Raw genomic sequence first — 22,210 nt, 5'->3', positions numbered from 1 at the left:
CCGGTCGGCCGTCGTGCGCGGTCAGGAGTTGCGCTGGCCCGCGTCGTCGCCGCCGCGGCGGGTGCGGCGGCGGCGCGGGGCGCGGCGCTCGCCGGAGTCGCCGTCGCCGGCCTCCGTGGTCGCCTCGGCGGCCCCGTCGTCGCCGCCGTCGGCCTTCTCCGCGGACTCCCGCTCGATCACGTCGACCGGGACCAGCGACAGCTTGCCGCGCTGGTCGATCTCGGTGACCTCGACCTGGATCTTCTCGCCGACGCCGATGACGTCCTCGACGTTCTCGATCCGGGCGCCGCCGTGCAGCTTGCGGATCTGCGAGACGTGCAGCAGGCCGTCCTTGCCGGGCAGCAGCGACACGAACGCGCCGAACGTGGTCGTCTTGACGACGGTGCCGAGGAACCGCTCGCCGACCTCGGGCATGTGCGGGTTGGCGATCGAGTTGATCGCCTGCCGCGCGGCCTCGGCGGACGGGCCGTCGGTGGCGCCGACGTAGATCGTGCCGTCGTCCTCGATGGTGATGTCGGCGCCGGTGTCGTCCTGGATCGAGTTGATCATCTTGCCCTTGGGGCCGATGACCTCGCCGATCTTGTCGACCGGGACCTTGATGGTGATGATCCGCGGCGCGTTCGGGCTCATCTCGGCGGGCGCCTCGATGGCCTCCTGCATCACGTCGAGGATCGCCAGGCGGGCGCCCTTGGCCTGCTTCAGCGCGGCGGCCAGCACCGAGGCGGGGATGCCGTCGAGCTTGGTGTCGAGCTGCAGCGCGGTGATCACATCGCGGGTGCCGGCGACCTTGAAGTCCATGTCGCCGAAAGCGTCCTCGGCGCCGAGGATGTCGGTGAGGGTGACGTACTCGCCGCCCTCGTGGATCAGGCCCATCGCGATGCCCGCGACCATCTGCTTGAGCGGGACGCCGGCGTCCAGCAGCGACATCGTGGACGCGCAGACCGAGCCCATCGAGGTGGAGCCGTTGGAGCCGAGGGCCTCCGACACCTGCCGGATCGCGTAGGGGAACTCCTCGCGGGTCGGCAGGACCGGGATCAGGGCGCGCTCGGCGAGGGCGCCGTGCCCGATCTCGCGCCGCTTCGGCGAGCCCACCCGGCCGGTCTCACCGGTGGAGTAGGGCGGGAAGTTGTAGTTGTGCATGTAGCGCTTGGTGCGCTCGGGGTTGAGCGTGTCGATCATCTGCTCCATGCGGAGCATGTTGAGCGTGGTCACGCCGAGGATCTGCGTCTCGCCGCGCTCGAAGATCGCCGAGCCGTGCACCCGCGGGACGACGTGCGCCTCGGCGGTGAGCTGGCGGATGTCCTTGGCGCCGCGGCCGTCGATGCGCAGCCCGTCCCGGACGACGCGCTCGCGGACGAGCTTCTTGGTGACGGCGCGGAACGCGGCGGAGATCTCCTTCTCGCGGCCCTCGAACCGCTCGGCGAGCTTCTCGGCGGCGGCCGCCTTGATCTCGTCGAGGCGGGTCTCGCGCTCCTGCTTGCCGGCGATGGTGAGCGCCTGCGCGAGGTCGCCACCGACGGCCTCGGTGACGGCCTCGAGGACGTCGTCCTGGTAGTCCAGGAAGACGGGGTACTCGGTGGTCGGCTTGGCGGCGACGGCGGCGAGGTCGCTCTGCGCGCGGCACAGCACCTTGATGAACGGCTTGGCGGCCTCGAGGCCCTCGGCGACGGTCTCCTCGGTCGGGGCGACGGCGCCGTCGCCGACGAGCTTGAGGGTGTCGCGGGTCGACTCGGCCTCGACCATCATGATCGCGACGTCGCCGTCCTCGAGGACGCGGCCGGCGACGACCATGTCGAACGTGGCGCGCTCGAGCTCGGGGTGGGTGGGGAACCCGACCCACTGGCCGTCGATCAGCGCGACGCGGACGCCGCCGATCGGGCCGGAGAACGGCAGCCCGGCCAGCTGGGTGGACATCGAGGCGGCGTTGATGGCCACGACGTCGTACAGGTGATCGGGGTGCAGCGCCATGATCGTCTCGACGACCTGGATCTCGTTGCGCAGGCCCTTGGTGAAGGACGGCCGCAGCGGCCGGTCGATGAGCCGGCAGGTCAGGATCGCGTCCTCGGACGGACGGCCCTCGCGGCGGAAGAACGAGCCGGGGATGCGCCCGGCCGCGTACATCCGCTCCTCGACGTCCACGGTCAGCGGGAAGAAGTCCAGGTTGTCCTTGGGCTTCTTCGACGCGGTGGTCGCCGACAGGACCATGGTCTCGTCGTCGAGGTAGGCGACGGCCGAGCCGGCGGCCTGGCGGGCCAGCCGGCCGGTCTCGAAGCGGATGGTGCGGGTGCCGAACGTGCCGTTGTCGATCACGGCCTCGGTGCTCTGCGCTCCGTCGATGCGCACGGCTTCTGTCACGGGAAACCTCCTCAGGTTCCGGTATCGGACCTCGCGGCCGTTTCCCGTGGCTTGTCACGCTGCCGGTCTTCGATCGAAGCACCCGGATCCCGTGCCCGCCGACGCGGGCGGATCGGATCCGGAAGCCACTACCGAGGACCGGCCCGCACCAGCGGTGTCCGCGAGGGTCTTCTCTTCGGTTGTCCGGCCGGTCCGGCCGGTGGGCCGGACGGCGCGGGCTGCGCCGGGGCGGGCCGTCCGCCCGACCCCGGCCGGGCCGGGGGGCCTGCACGGCTTCACCCGGCCGATAAAGGAAGGGAGTGGCCCGATGGCCACTCCCTCACACCGCTAGCGGCGCAGACCGAGGCGCTCGATCAGCTTCCGGTAGCGGTTGATGTCCTTGTTGGCGAGGTACTTCAGGAGCCGACGCCGCTGGCCGACCAGCAGCAGGAGGCCGCGGCGGCTGTGGTGGTCGTGCTTGTGCTCCTTGAGGTGCTCGGTCAGATCGGTGATGCGCCGGGTCAGCAGCGCGACCTGGACCTCCGGAGACCCGGTGTCACCCTCAGTGGTCGCGTACTCGGCGATGATCTGCTTCTTCGTGGCGGTGTCGAGCGACACGTGGCTCCTTCGTAAGGTCGTCACCCGCAGATCCCGGCCCGGAAGCGGGCGAACGGGTCCGCATGGTGCGTCATTGAGAGATGTGGCGAGCCGCATGAGGGTGCAGCCAGCCGCGCCGGGGCCCATCCCGGCGATTCTTCACCGTACCATGCCGGGACGACGCACCGTCACGGTCCGGGTCCCCCCTGATCACGGAGGGTGCGGCGCGCGACCGGCCCCGCGCGGGACGTCACCCGGCGGGCGTCCCGGGCTCCTCGCCGGGCGCGGCCGCGGTGATCTCCCGGGCCCGGTCGGCGTCCCGGCGCATCTCCTCGACGAGCGCGTCGACCGAGTCGAACTTGAGCGTGTCCCGGATGCGGGCGACGAAGTCGACGCCCATGTGCTCGCCGTACAGGTCGAGGTCGTCGCGGTCGAGCGCGTACGCCTCGACCGTCCGCTCCCCCGCGCCCTCGAACGTCGGGTTCGTCCCGATGGAGATCGCGGCGGGCCACCGGAAGCCCGGGTAGCGGTCGGAGTCGCAGACCAGCCAGCCGCCGTAGACGCCGTCGGCGGGGATCGCGGTGTTGGGCAGCGTCTCCAGGTTCGCGGTCGGGAAGCCGAGCGCCCGCCCGCGGCGGTGGCCGCGCACGACGACGCCCTCGACCCGGTGCGGCCGGCCGAGCGCCTCGGCGGCGGCCTCGACGTCGCCCGCCCCCAGCCGCTCCCGGATGGAGGTCGAGGAGATGGTGTCGCCGTCCGCCACCAGCGGGACGCCCTCGGCGGTGAAGTCGTACTTGCCGCCGAGCTCCTGCAGCAGGGCGATGTCGCCCTTGGCCTTGTGCCCGAACCGGAAGTCCTCGCCGACGATGACGTGCGCCGCGTGCAGCCGGTCGACGAGGACCTGCCGGACGAACTCGTCCGGCGGCGTCTTCGACAGGTCGAGCGTGAACGCGACCACCACGACCGCATCGGTGCCGAGGCCCCCGAGCAGCTCGATGCGGCGGCCGGTGGTGGCCAGCAGCGGCGGGTGGGTGCCGGGCCGCACGACCTCGTCCGGATGCGGGTCGAAGGTGATCACCACGGAGCGCAGCCCGCGCCGCCGGGCCTCCTCGGCGGCGGCGCCGACGATCCGCTGATGCCCGCGGTGCACACCGTCGAACACGCCGATGGTGACCACCGAACGGCCCCAGTCGGCGGGTACCTCGTCGAGGCCATGCCAGCGCCGCACCATGCTCTCCCTGCGTAGGACGTATCCGTCCGGTTCTCGTCTGCCCGGTTCTTGCCGTCGCCATAAAGGGTGCCATGCGCCCCGGGCCGACGTCGTGGGAGGGGCGCCCTAACGCGGGCGAACGCGTCCGGGACGCGCCTGGCGCGGGTCAGCCGGACTGGTACACGACCAGCGAAACCGCGATGTACTGGAGGACGTACGCCACGAGCGTGAACGTGTGGAACACCTCATGGAACCCGAACCAGCTCGGGGACGGGTCGGGGCGGCGCAGCCCGTACACGACGCCGCCCAGGCTGTAGCAGATGCCGCCGATCGCGACGAGGACGCACGCCGCGACGCCCGCGCCGTCCAGGAACTGCGGCATGAAGAACACCGCGACCCAGCCCAGGACGATGTACAGGGTGACGTAGAGGGCGCGGGGGGCGCCGATCCAGACCGTCCGGAACACGACGCCGGCGATCGCGCCCGTCCACACGGTGGCCAGGACCCCGACGCGGGCACCGCCGTCCAGGGCCACGACGGCGAACGGCGTGTACGTCCCGGCGATGATCAGGTAGATGTTCGCGTGGTCGAAGCGGCGCAGCACCTCGATGACCCGGTGCGAGCGCTGCCGGTGGTAGGTGCCGGAGATGCCGAACAGCATCCCGGACGCCGCCACGTACACCGCCGAGGCCAGCCGGGCCTGCGTCGTCGGGCCGAGCGCGACCAGCACGAGCCCGGCGACCAGGACGGCCGGGAACGCGCCGATGTGCAGCCAGCCGCGAAGCCTCGGGCGCGTGGGGGAATCGACGGGTGCGCTCCCGGTGCGGCCGCTCGTCGCCGTCGCCATGGACACCTCCTGCTCTGACCATGCCACAACCAACTTACGGTTACGTAGGTTACGACACCGTAGGTTGGTTTGGCACCGGTGTCCCGGCGTGACGATCGACACGGACGGGCGGGGCGTGCGCCGGGCCCGTCAGGGAACGAAGACCGCCAGCGGTTTGGCCGCGCGCCCCTGCTCCTCGACGAGCGCGAGCAGCGTCCCGTCCGGTCCGAACACGCCGACCGGCCCCGGGCCGAGCCCGGCCGCCGGGAGCCGCCCCCCGTGCGCGACCTTGCGGGCGTCGTCCGCCGACACGTCCCGCCGCGGGAACACCGCGGCGACCGCCTCGTTCATCGGCAGGATCTCGAGGTCCTCCGCCAGGGCGTCCAGGGTGCGGGCCATGCCGAGGTCGTAGGGGCCGACGCGGGTGCGGCGCAGCCGGGTCAGGTGCCCGCCGCAGCCGAGGGACGCGCCGAGGTCGCGGGCCAGCGCGCGGATGTAGGTGCCGGACGAGCACGCCACCGACGCGTCGACGTCGATCAGGTCGCCGTCGCGGCGGACACCGGTGACGGTGAAGCCGTGCACGGTCACCGGCCGGGCCTTCAGCTCGACCTCCTCGCCCTTGCGGGCCATCTTGTAGGCCCGCTCGCCGTTCACCTTGATCGCGCTGACCTGCGGCGGCACCTGCTCGATGCGCCCCGTCAGCGCCGCGACGCCCGCGTGCAGCGCCTCGTCGGTCACGGCGGCGGCGGACGCCGACGCGGTGATCTCGCCCTCGGCGTCGTCGGTGTTGGTCGACTGCCCGAGCCGGATCGTCGCGTCGTAGCCCTTCTCGGTGAGGGCGAGGTGCCCGAGCAGCCGGGTCGCCTTCCCCACGCCGAGCACGAGGACGCCCGTCGCCATCGGGTCGAGCGTCCCCGCGTGCCCGACCCGGCGGGTCTTCGCGAGCCGCCGCATGCGGCCGACGACGTCGTGCGAGGTCCAGTCCGCCGGCTTGTCGACGATGACGAGCCCCGAGTTCTCCACGCGCGCTCCGATTCCAGGGCCGGGGGTCCCCGGCCGGGTCCGACTGCTTGGCCGAAGGGTCAGGACGGGGCGGCCTCGCCGGGCGGGCGCAGCGCGCCGCGCAGCCGGTCGATGACGGCCGAGGGCTCGCCGGCCGTCGTGAACGCGGCCGCGGTCCGGTGCCCGCCCCCGCCCAGCGCGACGCAGGCGCGGCCGACGTCCACCGCCCCCTTGGAGCGCATGGACACGTACCAGTCGCCGTCGTCGTTCTCCTTGCACACGACCGCGACCTCGGCCTCGTCGGTGCGGCGGAGCTGGTCGATGACGCCTTCGAGCTGATCGTAGGGGACGTCGCGCGCGTCCCGGTCCGCCCGGGCGATCGTCGTCCACACCAGGCCCCGACCGCCGGCGGCGTCGCGCTCCAGCCGCGCCCGCGCCAGCGCGCCCGCGAGCACCTGCAGGTAGCCGAACGGCGCCCGGTCCCACAGCTCGCGGCTGACCGCCTCGGGACGGACGCCCGCGGTGAGCAGCCGCCCGGCGAGATCGTGCACCTCGGGGGTGGTGCACGGGTACTTGAACGAGCCGGTGTCGCTCGCCAGCCCCGCGTACAGGTTCTGGGCGATGTCGCCGTCGAGGGGGACGCCGAGCCGCCGGATCAGCTCCTCGACCAGCACCGCCGTCGCGGCGGCGTCCGGGTCGACCAGCCGCACCCCGCCGAAGCCCGTGTTGGACGCGTGGTGGTCGACCACGATCAGCGCCCCGGCCCGGTCGGCGTGCCCGGCGAGGGACCCCAGCCGGGCGCGGCCCGCCGCGTCCAGCGAGACCATCAGCCGGGGCGACGCCGGCAGCCGGCCGGGCTCCACGAGCAGCTCCTGGCCGGGCAGGAACCGCAGGATGCCGGGGACGGTGAACGGCTCGCCGAACGACGCGAGGCACCGCTTGCCGAGCGAGCGGAGCGCCTGCCCGAGCGCGAGCATGGATCCGAGCGCGTCCCCGTCCGGGACGACATGGCAGGCGAGCACCACCTCGTCGGCCGCGCGGATCAGCTCGAGCGCCTTCTCCCACTCGAGGCCGCCGGAGCCGTCGCCGGCGTCCGGGGCGGCCTCTGCGGAGGCGACGGAGGCGGCGGAAGCGGCGGCGCCGTTCCCGGCGCCGGGCACCGGATCGTGGCCGGGACCGGCGTCGCCGTGGCCCGCCCGGTAGCCGCCGGCGACGCGCGACGGCCATCCGTGCGACCACGCCGCCGGTGCGACCGCGCGGTCCTCGGCGGCGCTCACGACGGCGAGCGCCGGGACGAGCCGTCCTCGCCGTCGGACCCGGGCTCGTCGTCGAACTCGTCGTCCGGATCGCCGTCGGCGGCGGGCTCGCGGTACGGGTTGGCGTCACCGGCGTGCGCGGCGCCCTGCGCGGCCCGCGCGACCTCGGCGTCCCGCGCGCGCGCCTTCGCCAGCAGGTCGTCGATGTGGGCGGCGTTCTCCATCAGGGAGTCCATGACGAAGGTGATGCTCGGCGTGTGCCGGATCCCCGTCTTCTTGCCCACCTCCGAGCGGATCACGCCCTTGGCGCTCTCCAGCGCGGCGGCCGTCTCGGCGCGCTCGCCGTCCGACCCGTACACCGTGTAGTACACGGTGGCGTCGCGCAGGTCGTTGGTGATGCGGGTGTCCGTCACGGTCACGAAGCCGAGCCGCGGATCCTTGATCCGCCGTTCCAGCATCTCGGCGACGATCTGCTGGATGCGGTCGGCGAGCTTGCGCGCCCGAGCTGCGTCCACCATGATCGCACTCCCTTTCTATGGTCCGGCGAGGGCCGTGTCCCGGCCGCCGACCGGTTCAGTCCTCGTCATTGAAGAGCCGCTGCCTGGCCGACAGCAGCTCGATCTCCGGCCGCCCGAACACCAGGCGCTCGCACTGCTCGAGCACCTGGGAGCAGTTGGCCGCGGTGCCCGAGACCACGGCGATCCCGATCTCCGCGCGGCGGTACAGGTCGTTGTCGCCGGTCTCGGCCACGGCCACACCCGGGAAGTGCTTGCGCACCTCGGCGATGATGGGCCGGACCACGGACCGCTTCTGCTTCAGCGACCGGACGTCCCCCAGCAGCAGGTCGAGTGTCAGTGCACCCACGTACACCTGATCGATCACCTCGGGATCTCTCAAAAGTGAAACGACGGCGATCGGCCGCCGTGTTCCCGGGCCGGCCTCCGCCTGCGGCGGCGGCGGGACCGGGAATGACAGACGCCAGGCTATGAGATGAGCCTGGCGCCATGTCACCGTTTTTCCGTCGAGCGCCCCGGACCGTCACATTCCACTCACCCCGCCGGCGAGCGCACGCCGCGGCCGGGGCGAGCCCCTCGAACGGTGGCCGAGCCGGGGACGGCCGCCCGTCCGGACCCGCGGGTCCGGACGGGCGGCCGGCCGTTCGGCTGCGGACGCCGCCGGGCGCCTCAGTCGCGGGGCTTCTCCCGCATCTCGAAGCACTCGATGACGTCACCGAGCTTGATGTCGTTGAAGCCCACGCCGATACCGCACTCGAAGCCCTCGCGGACCTCGGTGGCGTCTTCCTTGAAGCGGCGCAGCGACGACACCGTGAGGTTGTCGGCGACGACCACGCCGTCGCGGACGAGGCGGGCCTTCGCGTTCCGCTGGATGTGGCCGGAGGTGACCATCGAACCGGCGACGTTGCCGATCCGCGGCACCTTGAAGATCTCGCGGATCTCCGCGGTGCCGAGCTGGACCTCCTCGAACTCCGGCTTGAGCATGCCCTTGAGGGCCGCCTCGATCTCCTCGATCGCCTGGTAGATGACCGAGTAGTACCGGATGTCGACGCCTTCGCGGTCGGCGATCTCCTGTGCGTTCCGCTCGGGCCGCACGTTGAAGCCGATGATGACCGCGCCCTCCTCGGACGCCAGCGACAGGTTGACGTCGTCCTGCGTGATCGCGCCGACGCCGCGGCGGATGATCCGCAGGCTGACCTCGTCGCCCACGTCGATCTTGAGGAGCGAGTCCTCCAGCGCTTCGACCGAACCGGACACGTCGCCCTTGAGGATGAGCAGCAGCTCTTCCCGCTTGCCCTGCTGGAAGTCCTTGAACAGTTCCTCGAGGGAGCTGCTCTTGCGGCTGCGCAGCAGTTCGGCGTTGCGCTTGCGCGCGACGCGCTTGTCGGCGATCTGCCGGGCCACCCGGTCGTCGTCGACGACCAGGAAGTTGTCGCCCGCGCCGGGCACGGCGGCGAGGCCGAGCACCAGCACCGGACGGGACGGGCCCGCCTCCTCGACGTTGTTGCCGTTCTCGTCGAGCATCGCCCGGACGCGGCCGTTGGCCACGCCGCAGACGATCGAGTCGCCGACCCGGAGCGTGCCGCGCTGCACCAGCACGGTCGCCACGGCGCCCCGGCCCTTGTCCAGGTGGGCCTCGATGGCCGAGCCCTGGGCGGGCATGTCGGGGTTGGCCTTCAACTCGAGCTCGGCGTCGGCGGCCAGGATGATCGCCTCGAGCAGCCCGTCGATGTTCGTGCCCTGCTTGGCGGACACGTCGACGAACATGGTCTGCCCGCCGAACTCCTCGGCGACCAGGCCGTACTCGGTGAGCTGCGCCCGCACCTTGTTCGGGTCGGCGCCCTCGACGTCGATCTTGTTGACCGCGACCACGATCGGCACCCCGGCCGCGGTGGCGTGGTCGATCGCCTCGGTCGTCTGCGGCTTGACGCCGTCGTCCGCGGCGACCACCAGCACCACCAGGTCGGTGGTGTCGGCACCGCGGGCACGCATGGCGGTGAACGCCTCGTGACCCGGGGTGTCGATGAAGGTGATCTTGCGCTCTTCGCCGTCGACCTCGGTCTCGACCTGGTAGGCGCCGATGTGCTGGGTGATGCCGCCGGCCTCGCCCGCCTGCACGTTGGCGTGCCGGACGGCGTCCAGCAGCTTCGTCTTACCGTGGTCGACGTGGCCCATGACGGTGACCACGGGCGGACGCGCCTGGAGGTGCTCCTCGCCGCCCTCGTCCTCGCCGTACTCGATGTCGAACGACTCGAGCAGCGCGCGGTCCTCGTCCTCGGGGCTGACGACCTGGACGTCGAAGTCCAGCTCGAGCCCGAGCGCCTGCAGGTCGTCGGGGTCGACGGACTGCGTCGCGGTGACCATCTTGCCGAGGTGCATCATGATCGCGACGAGCGACGCCGGGTTGGCGCCGATCTTCTCGGCGAAGTCGGTCAGCGAGGCGCCCTGCGGCAGCCGGATGGTCTTGCCGTTGCCGCGCGGGGCCGAGACGCCGCCGACGGCGGGCGCCTGCATGTTCTCGAACTCTTGACGACGCGCCCGCTTCGACTTGCGCCCGCGTGCGGGACGTCCGCCGGGACGGCCGAACGCGCCCTGCGTGCCGCCGCGACCGCGACCGCCGCCGCCGGGCCGGGGGCCGAAGCCGCCGCCCGGACGACCGCCGCCACCGCCGCCGGCGCCGCGCGGACCGCCGAAGCCGCCGCCCGGACGACCGCCGCCGCCGCCACCGGGACGACCGCCGCCGCCGGGGCGTCCGCCGCCGCCGGGACGACCGCCGCCGGGGCCGCCGCGACCGGGGGCCGCGGGACGCGAGGACGGCATGTTCATCGGGCTGGGCCGCGGGCCGCCCGGACGGGGCGGCATGCTGCCCGGGTTCGGGCGCGGGCCGCCGGCGCCGGGGGCGCCGCCGGGACGCGGGCCCGGACGGGGGCCGCCCGCCGGACCGCCGTCCCGGGCGGGACGGTCGCCGCCCGGCCGCGGGCCGGGACGCGGGCCCGGCTTGGGCGCCTGGCCCATGCCGCTGGCGTTGGAACTGAACGGGTTGTTGCCCGGACGCGGACCGCCGGGGCCGCGGCCGCCGCCCGCGGGGCGGGGGCCGGGACGCGGGCCCGGCTTGGGCGCGCGGGGACCCGGCTTCGGGCCGCCGGCCGGGCGTCCGCCGCCCTGGCCGCCGGGCCGCTCGCCGCGGTCGGTGCGCTCACCGGCCGGCGGGGCGCTCGGGCCCTGCGCGGCGGCCGGGGGCGGCACCTGCTGGCCCGGAGCCTGCTGCCCCGGAGCCTGCCGGCCGGGGACCTGCTGGGTCGGCGCCGGCGGGACCGGCGGGCGCGGGCCCGGCTTCGGCGCACCGGCGCCGGCGGGGCCGGGCTTCGGCGCGGACGGGCGCTGCGCGCCCTGGCCGCCGGGACCACCGGGGCCCGGACGGGGGCCCGGACGCGGACCCTGGGAACGTCCGTCGCCGGCGGGCGGACCCGGACGCGGCGCGGACGGACGCGGCTGCCCCGAAGGCTTCTTCGGTGCGGCGCGCCTGTCCCCCTGCTTGGAGGAACCGTTCTGGAAGGCTTCGGTAAGCCTGCGTACGACCGGCGCCTCGATCGTGGAGGACGCCGAACGGACGAACTCGCCCATCTCCTGGAGCTTGGCCATGACGACCTTGCTCTCTACTCCGAACTCCTTGGCGAGCTCGTATACCCGGACCTTGGCCACTGCACTCCCTACTCGGTCCGGGGGTGCGGCCACCGGACCGTCGCTAACTTGCCGTACTCATCGCGGCGTGCTCATCGAGCGCTCATAGCAATCTCGACCTGCTTCCCGACTAGACGTCGCTTACCGTTCGGCCATTACGTTCAGCCATCCTGCTGCCGCGCGGCCCGCTCCGCAACCCGCGCCCGCAGCACATCGGCGTCGAGCGGCCCCTGAAGGCGGAACGCCCTGGGGAACGCCCGACGTCGCTCTGCGAGCTCGAGGCATCCCGGATCGGGGTGCAGATGCGCGCCCCGCCCCGGCATCCGCCCGCGCGGATCGGGGACGATCACGCCCTCGACCACCACCAGGCGGAGCAGGTCGGACTTGGCCGTGCGGACCCGACAGCCCACACACGTGCGCATGGGGGCAGCCCGGCCGCTTTTCAAGAGTCTACCGCGCCGAGGCGTCGGCGGGACCTGTCGCATGGTCTCCTGACGTAGAAGATCCGGATCCGCCGGTCCCGGCGGCCTTGGGGGGCGTCTGCGGCCGGTCGCCGCGATCGTCCGGTTGCGGCCGTCCCGGCCCGCGGGGGTCGGCGCCCCCGGCGGGCTCGACGGGCTCGGTGTCGGACCGGATGTCGATCCGCCAGCCGGTGAGCCGGGCCGCGAGCCGGGCGTTCTGCCCTTCCTTGCCGATGGCCAGCGAAAGCTGGTAGTCGGGCACGATCACCCGGGCGACCCGGGCGTCCGCGTCCACGACCTCGACACTCGAAACGCGCGCCGGCGACAGCGCATTCCCGACGAACTCGGCCGGGTCCTCCGACCAGTCCACGATGTCGATCTTCTCGCCGTGCAGTTCGGTCATCACGTTGCGGACGCGCCCGCCGACGGGGCCGATGCAGGCCCCCTTGGCGTTCACGCCCGGCTTGCGCGAGCGCACCGCGATCTTGGTGCGGTGCCCGGCCTCGCGGGCGATCGCCGCGATCTCCACCGTCCCGTCGGCGATCTCCGGGACCTCCAGCGCGAACAGCTTGCGCACCAGGTTGGGGTGGGTGCGCGACAGTTGCACCGACGGGCCGCGGTGGCCCTTGCGGACCTGGACGACGTAGGCGCGCAGGCGCTCGCCGTGCTCGTACCGCTCCCCCGGCACCTGCTCCTGCGGCGGCAGCACCGCCTCGATCTTGCCGAGGTCGACGAGCACGTTCCGCGGGTCCTTGCCCTGCTGGATGATGCCGCTGACGATGTCGCCCTCGCGGCCCGCGTACTCGCCGAACGTCAGCTCGTCCTCGGCGTCGCGCAGCCGCTGCAGGATGACCTGCTTCGCGGTGGTGGCGGCGATCCGCCCGAACCCGGTCGGGGTGTCGTCGTACTCGCGGAGGGCGGTGCCCTCCTCGTCGGTCTCGGTGGCCCAGACGGTGACGTGCCCGGTGGTGCGGTCCAGCTCGACGCGCGCCCGGGGCGCCGCGCCCTCGGTTCGGTGGTAGGCGATCAGCAGGGCGTCTTCGATGGCCTTCACGGCCACGTCGAGCGAGATGTCCTTCTCGCTCTCCAGGCCCCGCAGGGCGGTCATGTCGATGTCCACGAGGTTCCCCCCTCTAGTCCGGCTCAGCCGGTGAACGCGAATCTTCGGCCGCCCCGGGCGGCGGAGCCTTGAACTCCACCTGGACGCGGCCGCGCCCCAGCTCGCCGAGGCCGAACCGGCGCCGCCGGGCGCCCGGCCCGGCGGTCTTCGACCCAGCGGACGTACCGCCGCCCCCCGCGCCGGCTCCCTTCTTCCGGCGCGGCTCGGCGACCTCGATCTCGACGGCCTCGTCGTCGGCCGCGACCACCCGGCCCTCGACCTGCCCGCCCTCCGCCAGCGGCGCGACGACCAGCCGGCCGACGGCGCGGCGCCAGTGCCGCGGCTCGGTGAGGGGCCGGTCGACGCCGGGCGAGGTCACCTCGAGCACGTACGGGGAGGCGCCCATGACGTCGGAGCCGTCGAGCAGCGCGGACACCGTCTCGCTGAGCCGCGCGATGTCGTCGAGCCCGACGCCGCCGTCGGCGTCCACGACGACCTTGACGAGGCGGCGCCGGCCCGCCGGGCGGACGTCGATGTCCTCGAGGTCGAACCCGGCCTCGGTCACGGCCGGTTCGAGCAGGTGCCGCAGCTCGGCGGCGGCGACGTCGCGGGTCGGCCGCGCCGCGGGGTCGGGGCGGCGGTCCCGGCCGCTCCGCTCACGGTCCCCATGGGCGCGGCCCCTGCCGGGGCGGCCCCCGCGGGCCGGACCTCCGCGGGACTCGACGCTCATGGCCCCTCCTCGTGTTGTCCTGATGTCACCGTGTGTCCGCTGACCCTTCAAGACTATCGACAGCCGGACACCGCAGCGGTCTTTCGGACAGGTCACCGGCGCGGCGGATGTGAAATGCTGGTAGCGGTCCGCCGCCGGCTCCCGGAGCGACCGGCCCCGCGGGCCTCCCCTGCACATCCCGGCGCGCACGTCTGCGTGCGCGTCACCGCCCACACCATCCGGTGAGGAGACTCCCTTGCCTCAGGCCGTACCGCGCGGCGGCGTGCGGCGCCGGGCGCTGCTCGGGGGCGCGCTCGCCCTGCCGCTGCTGTCCGGGGCGCTGACGGGGTGCGCCGCCGAGGCCGCGGCGCCCGTGCGCGGGATGCCCGCGCTGGTGCGCGCCATCGCCGCCGAGCAGGACCTCATCGCCACGTACGAGGCGGCCCGCGCCGCGGTCCCCGGCCTGGCCGGGGAGATCGATCCCGTCCTGGCGCGGCACCGCGAGCACCTGCGGGTGCTGAAGGCGCACCACGTGCCCGGTTCGGGCGACCGGCGGCACGAGGGCGGCCGGATCCCGCCGCCCGGCGCGCGGCCCGTCCCGTCCGGGCGCGACGCGGCGCTCGCGGCGCTGCGCCGGGCGGAGGGCGAGTCGGCCGCGGCGCGCGCCGCCGACACGGCGGACGCCGAGCCGGGGCTCGCGCAGCTCCTGGCGAGCATCGCGGCCTGCGAGGCCGGGCACGCGCGGACGGCCGGGGGCGACCCGGCGCCCGTGCCGGGCCGGTCCGGCGCGCCCGCGCTGCAGGACGTGCTGGCCGCCGAGCACGCGGCCGTGTACGGGTACGGCGTGCTCGGCGGGCGGCTGGCCGGCGAGCTGCGCGCGACCGCGAAGGAGATGTGGGACGGCCACCGGTCGCGGCGCGACGCGCTGCTGTCGGTCATGACCGCGGACCCGGTCGCCGCGGCGCCGGCCTACGAGCTGCCGGTGCGCATCACGGACGTCCGCAGCGCGGCGCTGCTCGCGGCGGCGCTGGAGGACGGCGTCGTCCCCGGCTACGTCGCGCTGGCGGGGGCGTCGGCGCCCGACCTGCGGGTCTTCGCGGCCGACGGGGCGCTGCGGGCGGCGGCCCGCGCCGCGCGCTGGCGGGCCCGGGCGGGGGCGGCCGCTCCGGCGGACGCGTTCCCGGGGCTGCCGGACGCCGCGCTCGCGCCGCGTCCCGTCCCCGGCGACCGGTGAGTGATCTTCCACACTTCGGGGAACCACCCGGCCCGGAACGGGCGTTGCATCCTGTGCCACTGGACCACTCGGGGGAGGAGCCCAGACGAGCATGACCACTCCGCACAACGGCGCCGCGAGCGCTCTCGACGAACTGCGGGCCGCCTACCACGAGCAGCTGAACCGGCTGGCCGCCGAGCGGGACGAGGCCCGCCGCAACGCCCGCCGCGCGCAGGCGCAGGCGGACGTGGCCCGCGCCGACCTGGCGAGCCTGAAGAGCCGCGTCGCCGAGCTGCTGAACGCGGCGTCGCGCCACCTGCCCGACCTGGAGCCGCCGGAGGCCCCGCCCGCCGGGCCCGCGGCGCTGCCCGCCCCGGGCGCCGCCGCGCGGGACGACGTCCGGCCCGACGGCCCCGGCGGCGACCCCGCCGACGACACCGCCGACGACACCGCCGGGGAGGTCCCGACGGTCGAGGGCCGCGTCGTCCAGGCGCCGGACTTCCCGTCGGTCCGTCCGCGCGGCGGGCGTCCGAAGCGGCGCCGCATCGGGACCGCCTGACCGGCGCCGACGGGGAGGCCCGGGGGCGTGTCTGCGCCCGGCTCGGGCGGCGGGGCGCGCTGTTAGGCTCCTTCGAATGACCGCGTACGGCCTTCTCGTCTCCCCTTCGCACAACCGGGTCTACTCGCAGGCCGCCGCCGAACTGGTGCGGGCCGAGCTCGCGGTGTTCGGTGAGCGGGCGCTCGGCGGGCGGATCCGCGGCATCGGCGAGACGTCGGTCGGCGGCGTCGGCTACGTGACGTTCGAGGCCGACGAGCTGGGCCCGCCGGACGTGCGGCTCCTGTCGAACCTGTCGTCGCTGTACGCGCTGTTCGAGTTCTGCGACGGCGGCCTGCTCAGGCCGGTGGCGGTCGAGCCGCTGGACCTGTTCGGCAGCGACCTGCTGACGATCCAGAAGTACTCGGGGAAGACGAACGAGCACTTCACGAAGCTGCTGCTGAACGTGACGGCGATGGCGACCGACTCCCCCGCCGACCTGGTGACCGGGCGGCCGCGGGTGCTGGACCCGATGTGCGGCCGGGGCACGACGCTGAACCAGGCGATGATGTACGGGTTCGACGCGGCCGGGATCGACCTCGACGGCAAGGACTTCGACGCGTACGCGGCGTTCATCAAGACGTGGCTGCGCAACAACCGGGTGAAGCACCGGGCGGAGGTGGCGAACATCCGGCGCGAGAAGTCGGTGGTCGGGCGGCGCCTGCACGTGACGCTCGGGGCGTCGAAGGAGCGCTACAAGAGCGGCGAGACGATCGACATCGAGGTGGTGAACGCCGACTCGCTGCAGGCGGGGCGGTTCTTCAAGCCCGCGTCGTTCGACCTGGTCGTGACGGACGCGCCGTACGGCGTCCAGCACGCGAGCCGCCCCAAGGGCGGGCGGCCGGGGCGGCGGCAGGAGCTGTCGCGCAGCCCGGTGGAGCTGCTGGCCGCCGCGGTCCCGGAGTGGGCGCGGCTGCTGCGGCCGGGCGGCGCGATCGGGATCTCGTGGAACACGTTCGTGGGGCGGCGCGAGGACCTGGCGGACATCCTGGCGGGGAGCGGGCTGCGGGTGGCGGAATCCGAGCCGTACCTGCGGTTCCGCCACCGCGTCGACCAGGCGATCTCCCGGGATCTGATCGTCGCCGCGAAGCCCTAGGTCACCACCCGTCGAGGTGCGGCAGCAGCTCGTCGATGCGGTGGATGAGCGCGTCGGGCGGCAGGAGGCCGGGCCGGGTGAACGCGTGGGTGGTCTGGTGGTGGATCTGGACGGCCCGGAGGCCGAGCGACTTGGCCCCGTGGACGTCGTCGTAGGGGCGGTCGCCGACGAAGACGCAGGACGCGGGGTCGGTGACGCCGACGGCGTCCATCGCGGCGCGGAACGCCTCGGCGTGCGGCTTGGTCCACGGGATCTCGCTGGAGTAGACGGCGCCGTCGAGGAGGTCGAGGACGTCGTCGCGGGCGAAGACGCGCTCGTGCCAGTCGCGCCCGCACATCGTGTTGGACAGGACGCCGATCCTGATGCCGCGGTCGCGGAGGGCGCGGAACAGGCCGGGGACGGCCGGGTCGGTGAAGGTGTGGGGCGTCCAGGTCTCGTAGTGGGTCTCCAGGAGCGCCTCGGTGAGTTCCAGTCCGGCGTCCGCGCGCTCGAAGACCTCGGCGAGGGTGGCGCTGCGGTGCTGCTCCTCGCCGCGCCGCCACAGTTCGAGTTCCGCCTCCAGCAGCGCGGCGGCGACCCGCTCGACGTCGTCGGCGGGCAGGTGGGCGGTGCAGATGGCGCGCCACATGTCGCCGATGTCGATGTCGTGCCAGGGGGTCAGGGTGCCGCCCCAGTCGAAGATCACTGCTTTCACGGCCATGCGGGGATGGTAACCATCCGGGCGCCCCGGACGATCATACTGACGATGCGTTGAACGTCCCGGCGGCGCGAACGGGGCGACGTCCTGACGAGGAGTTGCCCGATGCGCAGAGCCCTGCTCGCCGCCGTGCTTCCCGTCGCGCTTGCGGCGGCGCTGCTGCCGTCGGCGGCGGCGGCGGGCGCGGACCCGATCCCCGACGGCCCCGGCACCGGGCGCGTCCCCGCGTTCGTCGGCGGTCCGGCGACGCCGCGGCCGCTGCCCGGCGAACCGGTCCCGGCGAACCCGCACATGGGCCCGGTCGGGACGTCGTCGATGCACGCCGACAGCCACGCGTCCGACGCCTACCCGTTCCTCGGGCCCCTGGGCCGGAACCCGGAGGTGCTGGACGAGGCGAAGGGCGGCGGGCTCCCGGGGCTGTGCTCGACGGTGACGTTCGCGCGGCGGAGCGGGCTGATCGTCGCGCAGTGCACGCGCGGGCAGAACTTCATGCTGCGGCTGATCGACCCGCGGACGCTGGACGATCTCGCGACGTTCGAGCTTCCGCCGCGTCCGTCCACGGTGGAGGCGGTGTTCTCGCTGAGCCTCGACAAGATCTTCACCGACACGTCCGGCGGGGCGTACTACTACCTCGACCCGCAGGACCGCGCGGTGCTCGCCGACTCCGACTTCCACCTGCGCCGGTTCGCCCACGGGAAGGGGCCGGACGGGCGGTGGCGGTTCGAGGTCGTCGACGACTGGGACCTGAGCCCGTACCTGCCGCACGACTGCGCGACGTGGACGAACCCGTGGCCGCAGGGCGAGTGCGATCCGATCACCGCGGTCGGGCCGGACTGGACGGGCCTGATCTGGTGGGTCACGCGGGGCGGGCGCCTCGGCACGGTCGATCCGGACACCGGGACGGTGCGGGCGACGCGGCTGGCGGGCGGCGAGCGGATCCAGAACTCGTTCGCCGCCGGTGAGGACGGCGTCTCGATCGTGTCCGACCACGCGCTGTACGCGATGCGGGCGGACGCGACCGGCATGCCGCGGACCGTGTGGCGCGAGCCGTACGACCGGGGTTCGGGCCGCAAGCCGGGGCAGATCGACCAGGGGTCGGGGACGACGCCGACGCTGCTCGGCGACGCGTACGTGGCGATCACCGACAACGCCGACGACCGGATGAACGTGGTCGTGCGGCGGCGGGACGACGGGAGCCTCGTCTGCCGGGAGCCGGTGTTCGGCAGCGGGCGGAGCGCGACGGACAACTCGCTGGTCGGGTACGGGAACAGCCTGTTCATCGAGAACAACCACGGCTACCGCAACTTCTTCGAGCTGCCGCCGGGCGGCGCGCCGACCGGCGGGCTCGCCCGCGTGGACGTCGACGCCGGCGGCGCGGGCTGCCGCACCGTGTGGACGAGCGCGGAGCGGTCGCCGTCGACCGTCCCGAAGGTGTCGGTCCCGGCCGGGCTGCTGTACGTGTACACGAAGGAGCCGCGCCGCGACCTCGTCGACGCCTGGTACCTCACGGCGGTCGACGTCCACACCGGCCGGACGGTCTACAAGGTGCTGACCGGGACGGGCAAGTGGTTCGACAACAACTGGGCGCCGGTCACGATCGGCCCGGACGGCACGGCGTTCGTCGGCGTGGTCGGCGGGCTCGTCGCCGTCCGGGACCGCCCGGCCGCATAGGGCGCCGGGCTGCGGGCACACCGGGGGGCATGAGGCAGCGCAACCCTGGAGAGGACAGAGACTTCCGCGCGGACGTGGACGACATGGGCGACGACGAGCAGGCCGACGAGGTCGCCCTGACCGAGCAGTACGTCCAGGATCCGCCCGCGGACCACGTCATCGAGGAGCCGGACCAGGACCGGGACGGGCTGAGCGTCGCCGAGTACGACGAGCAGGCCGCCCGGCCGGGCGAGGACGAGCGCTGGCCCGACCGGGACGGCCCCGCCGAGTCGGACGCGGTGAACCCGACGAACCGCCCCTGAGCCGGGACGTCCCCGGCGCGGACGGGCCGGAAGCGGACGGGCCGCAAGCGGACGGGCCGCAAGCGGCTGCGCCGGTTTCCGGATCCCGGCCGCCGGGGAATGTCCGCCCCCGACCGTAGGTTCGCACCGTAAAAGGATCTTGCGGGGTGAGCGGGCGTGGAGCGGGTGGTCGCGGAGAAGCCTCGTGCGCCGCGGTGGCGGCGCGCGGGCGTCGCCGTCCAGTGGGCGCTGGTGCTGGGTGCCGTCGCGGCGCTCGTCCTGAACCGCGACCGGCTCCCCGATCCGGGCGCGCTGCGGGCCGCGGCGGGGCGGGCCGAGCCGCTGTGGCTGGTCCTGGTCGTGGTGGGCGGCGCGGGGTCGATGGGCGCGTTCGCCCGGCTGCAGCGGCGGCTGCTGCGGGTGGGCGGGCTGCGGATGTCGCTGCGCCGCGCCTTCGCGATCACCTACGCGGGGAACGCGCTGTCGACGACCCTCCCGGCGGGCCCCGCGGTGAGCGTCGTCTACACGTTCCGGCAGTTCCGGCGGGGCGGCGCGCCGGCCCGGCTGGCGACCGCGGTGATCCTGGCGGGCGGTGTGATCACGACGTCGGCGTACACCGCGATCGGGACGGCGGCGCTGCTGGCGGAGCCGCGCTCGCGCGGACCGGTGCTGGCGGCGCTCGCCGTCCCGGTCGCCGCGGCGCTGCTCGCCGCGCCCGTGCTGCTGCGGCCGGGCGCGCGCCGCGCGGCGGCGGGGGCGCTGCGCCGGGCGGGCGGCAGGGCGGTGGCGCACCCGCGCGTGGCGCCCCGCGCGGCGCGGGCGGCGGCCGCGCTGGCCGAGGCGCGGGACGTGCTGCGGCCGTCCGGGCGCGACTGGGCGGCGCTCGCCGCGCTGGCGGTCCTCAACTGGGCCTTCGACATCCTGGCGCTGTTCGCGGCGGCGCAGGCGGTGGGGATCGCGGTGCCGCCGCACGGCGTCGCGCTCGCGTACTTCGCGGCGCAGGCGGCGGGCAGCGCGCTGCCGCTGCTGCCGGGCGGGCTCGGCGCGGTCGAGACGAGCATGGCGGCGGCCCTGGCGGCGCTGGGCGCCGGGCCGGCCGCGGCCGTCGCGGCCGTCGCGCTGTACCGGCTGGTGTCGTACTGGGCGGTGGTCGCGGTCGGGTGGGCGGCGTGGGCCGTGCTGCGCGAGGGGCCGCGGGTGTCCGCGCGGACGCGGGCGCGGTCGGCGCGCGCGGGCCGGCTGGTCCTGGGCTGCCTGCGTGCGGCGTCGTCCGGGATGGCGCTCGGGATGGGGTACGGCGCGGCGGCCGCGTCCGCCGAGCCGTCCCGCCGCCCCTGACCCAAGCACCTTTAAACCCATTTGTTGCTATATGTCCAGTTGTGCGGTTTTCCCTTGCGGAGGGCCGGGCAGGGCGGCCTGCGTACAGGCCGGCACGGCGCGGAGCGCACCGGCGGCCGCCGCGGGCGCCCGGCCGTGCGGTTCGGCTCGTCCGGGGAGAACATCATGAACAGCGCGACAGTGGAGGCGCTGCGCTCCAGCCTGCGCGGACCGGTCATCGATCCGCGGGACGCCGCGTACGCCGAGGCCCGCAAGGTCTACAACGCGATGATCGACAAGCATCCGGCCGCGATCGTGCGGTGCGCGGACGCCGCGGACGTGATGGCGGCGGTCGCGCTCGTCCGCGACGCCGGGCTGGAACCGGCCGTCCGCGGCGGCGGGCACAGCGGGCCGGGGCTCTGCCTGGTGGACGAGGGCGTCACCATCGACCTGTCGCCGATGCGGTGGGTGCACGTCGATCCCGCCGCCCGGACCGCGCAGGTCGGCGGCGGCGCCCTGCTCGGCGACCTCGACCACGCGGCCCACGCCTTCGGGCTCGCCACGCCCGCCGGGATCGTGTCCTCGACCGGCGCCGCGGGCCTCACCCTCGGCGGCGGCCACGGCTACCTCACGCGCAAGTACGGGCTGACGGTGGACAACCTGCTGGCCGCGGACGTCGTCCTGGCCGACGGGCGGTTCGTCACCGCCGACGAGAACGAGCACCCCGACCTGTTCTGGGCGCTGCGCGGCGGCGGCGGGAACTTCGGCGTCGTCACCTCCCTGACCTACCGGCTCCACCCGGTGGACACGGTCGGGATGGCGATCACCGTGTGGCCCGTCGAACGCACCCGCGACGTGCTCTCCTGGTACCGCGAGTTCCTCCCCCGGGCGCCGGAGGACGTGTACGGCTTCTACACCATGTTCGTCATCCCGCCCGCCCCGCCCTTCCCCGAGGAGATCCACGGGCGGACGATGTGCGGGGTCGTGTGGTGCCGCACCGGCGATCCGGACCGCTTCGAGGAGACGTTCGCCACGAGCGGGGAGCCGGGCCCGCCCGCCTTCCACTTCGCGTCGCCCATGCCCTACCCCGCAATCCAGAGCATGTTCGACGACCTGATCCCGCCCGGCTACCAGTGGTACTGGCGCGGCCACTTCTTCGACCGCATCCCCGACGCCGCTCTGGACGTCCACCTGGAGTACGGCGAGAAGGTCCCCACGTCCCTGTCGCTCATGCACCTCTACCCGGTCGACGGCGCCGCCCACCGGACGGACCCGGACGCCACCGCGTGGAGCTACCGCGACGCCGTCTGGTCCGGCGTCCTCGCCGGGGTCGACCCCGACCCCGCCAACGCCGAGGCCATCCGCCGGTGGTGCGTCGACTACTGGGACGCCCTGCTCCCGTACTCGATGGGCGGCTCGTACGTGAACTTCATCGGAGCGGGCGAGGGCCGGGAGCGGGTCCTGGCGACGTACCGCGGCCATTACGACCGGCTCGCGGAGATCAAGCGGACCTACGATCCGGACAACTTCTTCCGCGCGAACCAGAACATCGAACCCGCCCCGCGCCCCTGAGCGCGGGCGTCCCCTCCGACCGCCGACCTAGGCCCGACCAGGACCTTTGACGGAGTTCGTCCCCTTTGGGAATCAGCG

Annotated in this window: 20 protein-coding genes; 7 read left to right on the top strand and 13 right to left on the bottom strand. The window is 74.2% G+C overall.

Annotation, left to right across the window (positions count from 1 at the left end; genetic code table 11):
- Positions 1-21 precede the first annotated feature (21 nt).
- The 12 genes from H505_RS0133940 to rimP form a co-directional block, all read right to left on the bottom strand.
- Complete coding sequence (locus H505_RS0133940; protein ID WP_026405491.1) at positions 22-2,337, bottom strand: polyribonucleotide nucleotidyltransferase; 2,316 nt, start codon at positions 2,335-2,337, stop codon at positions 22-24.
- Between the two features lie 345 nt (positions 2,338-2,682).
- On the bottom strand, positions 2,683-2,952 hold the full coding sequence (gene rpsO / locus H505_RS0133935; RefSeq protein WP_026405490.1) for a 30S ribosomal protein S15: 270 nt from the start codon (positions 2,950-2,952) through the stop codon (positions 2,683-2,685).
- A 229-nt stretch (positions 2,953-3,181) separates the two neighbouring features.
- Complete coding sequence (locus H505_RS0133930; protein ID WP_026405489.1) at positions 3,182-4,159, bottom strand: bifunctional riboflavin kinase/FAD synthetase; 978 nt, start codon at positions 4,157-4,159, stop codon at positions 3,182-3,184.
- Positions 4,160-4,307: 148 nt separating this feature from the next.
- On the bottom strand, positions 4,308-4,988 hold the full coding sequence (trhA, locus tag H505_RS0133925) for a PAQR family membrane homeostasis protein TrhA (RefSeq protein ID WP_034521254.1): 681 nt from the start codon (positions 4,986-4,988) through the stop codon (positions 4,308-4,310).
- Positions 4,989-5,117: 129 nt separating this feature from the next.
- The gene (gene truB / locus H505_RS0133920) at positions 5,118-5,990 is read right to left on the bottom strand and encodes a tRNA pseudouridine(55) synthase TruB (RefSeq protein ID WP_026405487.1); all 873 of its coding nucleotides are present in this window, start codon (positions 5,988-5,990) and stop codon (positions 5,118-5,120) included.
- Positions 5,991-6,049: 59 nt separating this feature from the next.
- A complete protein-coding gene (locus H505_RS46230; protein WP_245592704.1) occupies positions 6,050-7,246 on the bottom strand; it encodes a DHH family phosphoesterase in 1,197 nt (398 codons plus the stop codon).
- Complete coding sequence (gene rbfA / locus H505_RS0133910) at positions 7,243-7,743, bottom strand: 30S ribosome-binding factor RbfA (RefSeq protein WP_026405486.1); 501 nt, start codon at positions 7,741-7,743, stop codon at positions 7,243-7,245. Before rbfA ends, H505_RS46230 begins: the two co-directional genes overlap by 4 nt.
- A gap of 55 nt (positions 7,744-7,798) precedes the next feature.
- Positions 7,799-8,095 carry a DUF503 domain-containing protein gene (locus H505_RS0133905; RefSeq protein ID WP_026405485.1) on the bottom strand — a complete coding sequence of 99 codons (297 nt, stop codon included), beginning with the start codon at positions 8,093-8,095 and terminating at the stop codon, positions 7,799-7,801.
- 314 nt (positions 8,096-8,409) lie between these two features.
- Positions 8,410-11,442 (bottom strand): translation initiation factor IF-2, encoded by a 3,033-nt coding sequence (infB, locus tag H505_RS46225; RefSeq protein ID WP_034521252.1) that lies wholly within the window; start codon positions 11,440-11,442, stop codon positions 8,410-8,412.
- A gap of 140 nt (positions 11,443-11,582) precedes the next feature.
- A complete protein-coding gene (locus tag H505_RS0133895; RefSeq protein ID WP_026405483.1) occupies positions 11,583-11,843 on the bottom strand; it encodes a YlxR family protein in 261 nt (86 codons plus the stop codon).
- 28 nt (positions 11,844-11,871) lie between these two features.
- A complete protein-coding gene (gene nusA, locus H505_RS0133890) occupies positions 11,872-13,002 on the bottom strand; it encodes a transcription termination factor NusA (protein WP_026405482.1) in 1,131 nt (376 codons plus the stop codon).
- Positions 13,003-13,015: 13 nt separating this feature from the next.
- Entirely contained in the window at positions 13,016-13,711 is a 696-nt protein-coding gene (gene rimP, locus H505_RS48340) for a ribosome maturation factor RimP (protein WP_084551137.1), read from the bottom strand.
- Positions 13,712-13,946: 235 nt separating this feature from the next.
- On the opposite strand from rimP, the gene H505_RS52190 reads away from it, so the two are divergent.
- From H505_RS52190 to H505_RS0133865, 3 genes are all read left to right on the top strand, one after another.
- Positions 13,947-14,924 (top strand): ferritin-like domain-containing protein, encoded by a 978-nt coding sequence (locus tag H505_RS52190; protein ID WP_233617542.1) that lies wholly within the window; start codon positions 13,947-13,949, stop codon positions 14,922-14,924.
- A gap of 91 nt (positions 14,925-15,015) precedes the next feature.
- Positions 15,016-15,462: a hypothetical protein gene (locus tag H505_RS0133870; RefSeq protein ID WP_026405481.1), complete on the top strand. Its 447-nt coding sequence runs from the start codon at positions 15,016-15,018 to the stop codon at positions 15,460-15,462.
- Positions 15,463-15,538: 76 nt separating this feature from the next.
- Positions 15,539-16,594, top strand: coding sequence for a TRM11 family SAM-dependent methyltransferase (locus H505_RS0133865; RefSeq protein WP_026405480.1), 1,056 nt, complete (start codon positions 15,539-15,541; stop codon positions 16,592-16,594).
- A gap of 1 nt (position 16,595) precedes the next feature.
- On the opposite strand, the gene H505_RS0133860 is transcribed toward H505_RS0133865, so the two are convergent.
- Entirely contained in the window at positions 16,596-17,294 is a 699-nt protein-coding gene (locus tag H505_RS0133860; protein WP_026405479.1) for an HAD family hydrolase, read from the bottom strand.
- Positions 17,295-17,396: 102 nt separating this feature from the next.
- Between H505_RS0133860 and H505_RS0133855 the strand changes: the two genes are divergently transcribed.
- From H505_RS0133855 to H505_RS0133840, 4 genes are all read left to right on the top strand, one after another.
- Complete coding sequence (locus H505_RS0133855; RefSeq protein ID WP_026405478.1) at positions 17,397-18,962, top strand: hypothetical protein; 1,566 nt, start codon at positions 17,397-17,399, stop codon at positions 18,960-18,962.
- A gap of 29 nt (positions 18,963-18,991) precedes the next feature.
- Positions 18,992-19,264 (top strand): hypothetical protein, encoded by a 273-nt coding sequence (locus H505_RS0133850; RefSeq protein ID WP_034521250.1) that lies wholly within the window; start codon positions 18,992-18,994, stop codon positions 19,262-19,264.
- A gap of 156 nt (positions 19,265-19,420) precedes the next feature.
- On the top strand, positions 19,421-20,581 hold the full coding sequence (locus H505_RS46205; RefSeq protein WP_051301481.1) for a lysylphosphatidylglycerol synthase transmembrane domain-containing protein: 1,161 nt from the start codon (positions 19,421-19,423) through the stop codon (positions 20,579-20,581).
- A gap of 165 nt (positions 20,582-20,746) precedes the next feature.
- A complete protein-coding gene (locus tag H505_RS0133840) occupies positions 20,747-22,132 on the top strand; it encodes an FAD-binding oxidoreductase (protein ID WP_026405476.1) in 1,386 nt (461 codons plus the stop codon).
- Positions 22,133-22,210 lie beyond the last annotated feature (78 nt).

This window comes from Actinomadura rifamycini DSM 43936 (assembly GCF_000425065.1).
In the GTDB taxonomy this organism is placed as follows: domain Bacteria; phylum Actinomycetota; class Actinomycetes; order Streptosporangiales; family Streptosporangiaceae; genus Spirillospora; species Spirillospora rifamycini.
Note: the sequence above shows the minus strand (reverse complement) of the source record. Positions and strands in the feature narration are given on the sequence as shown.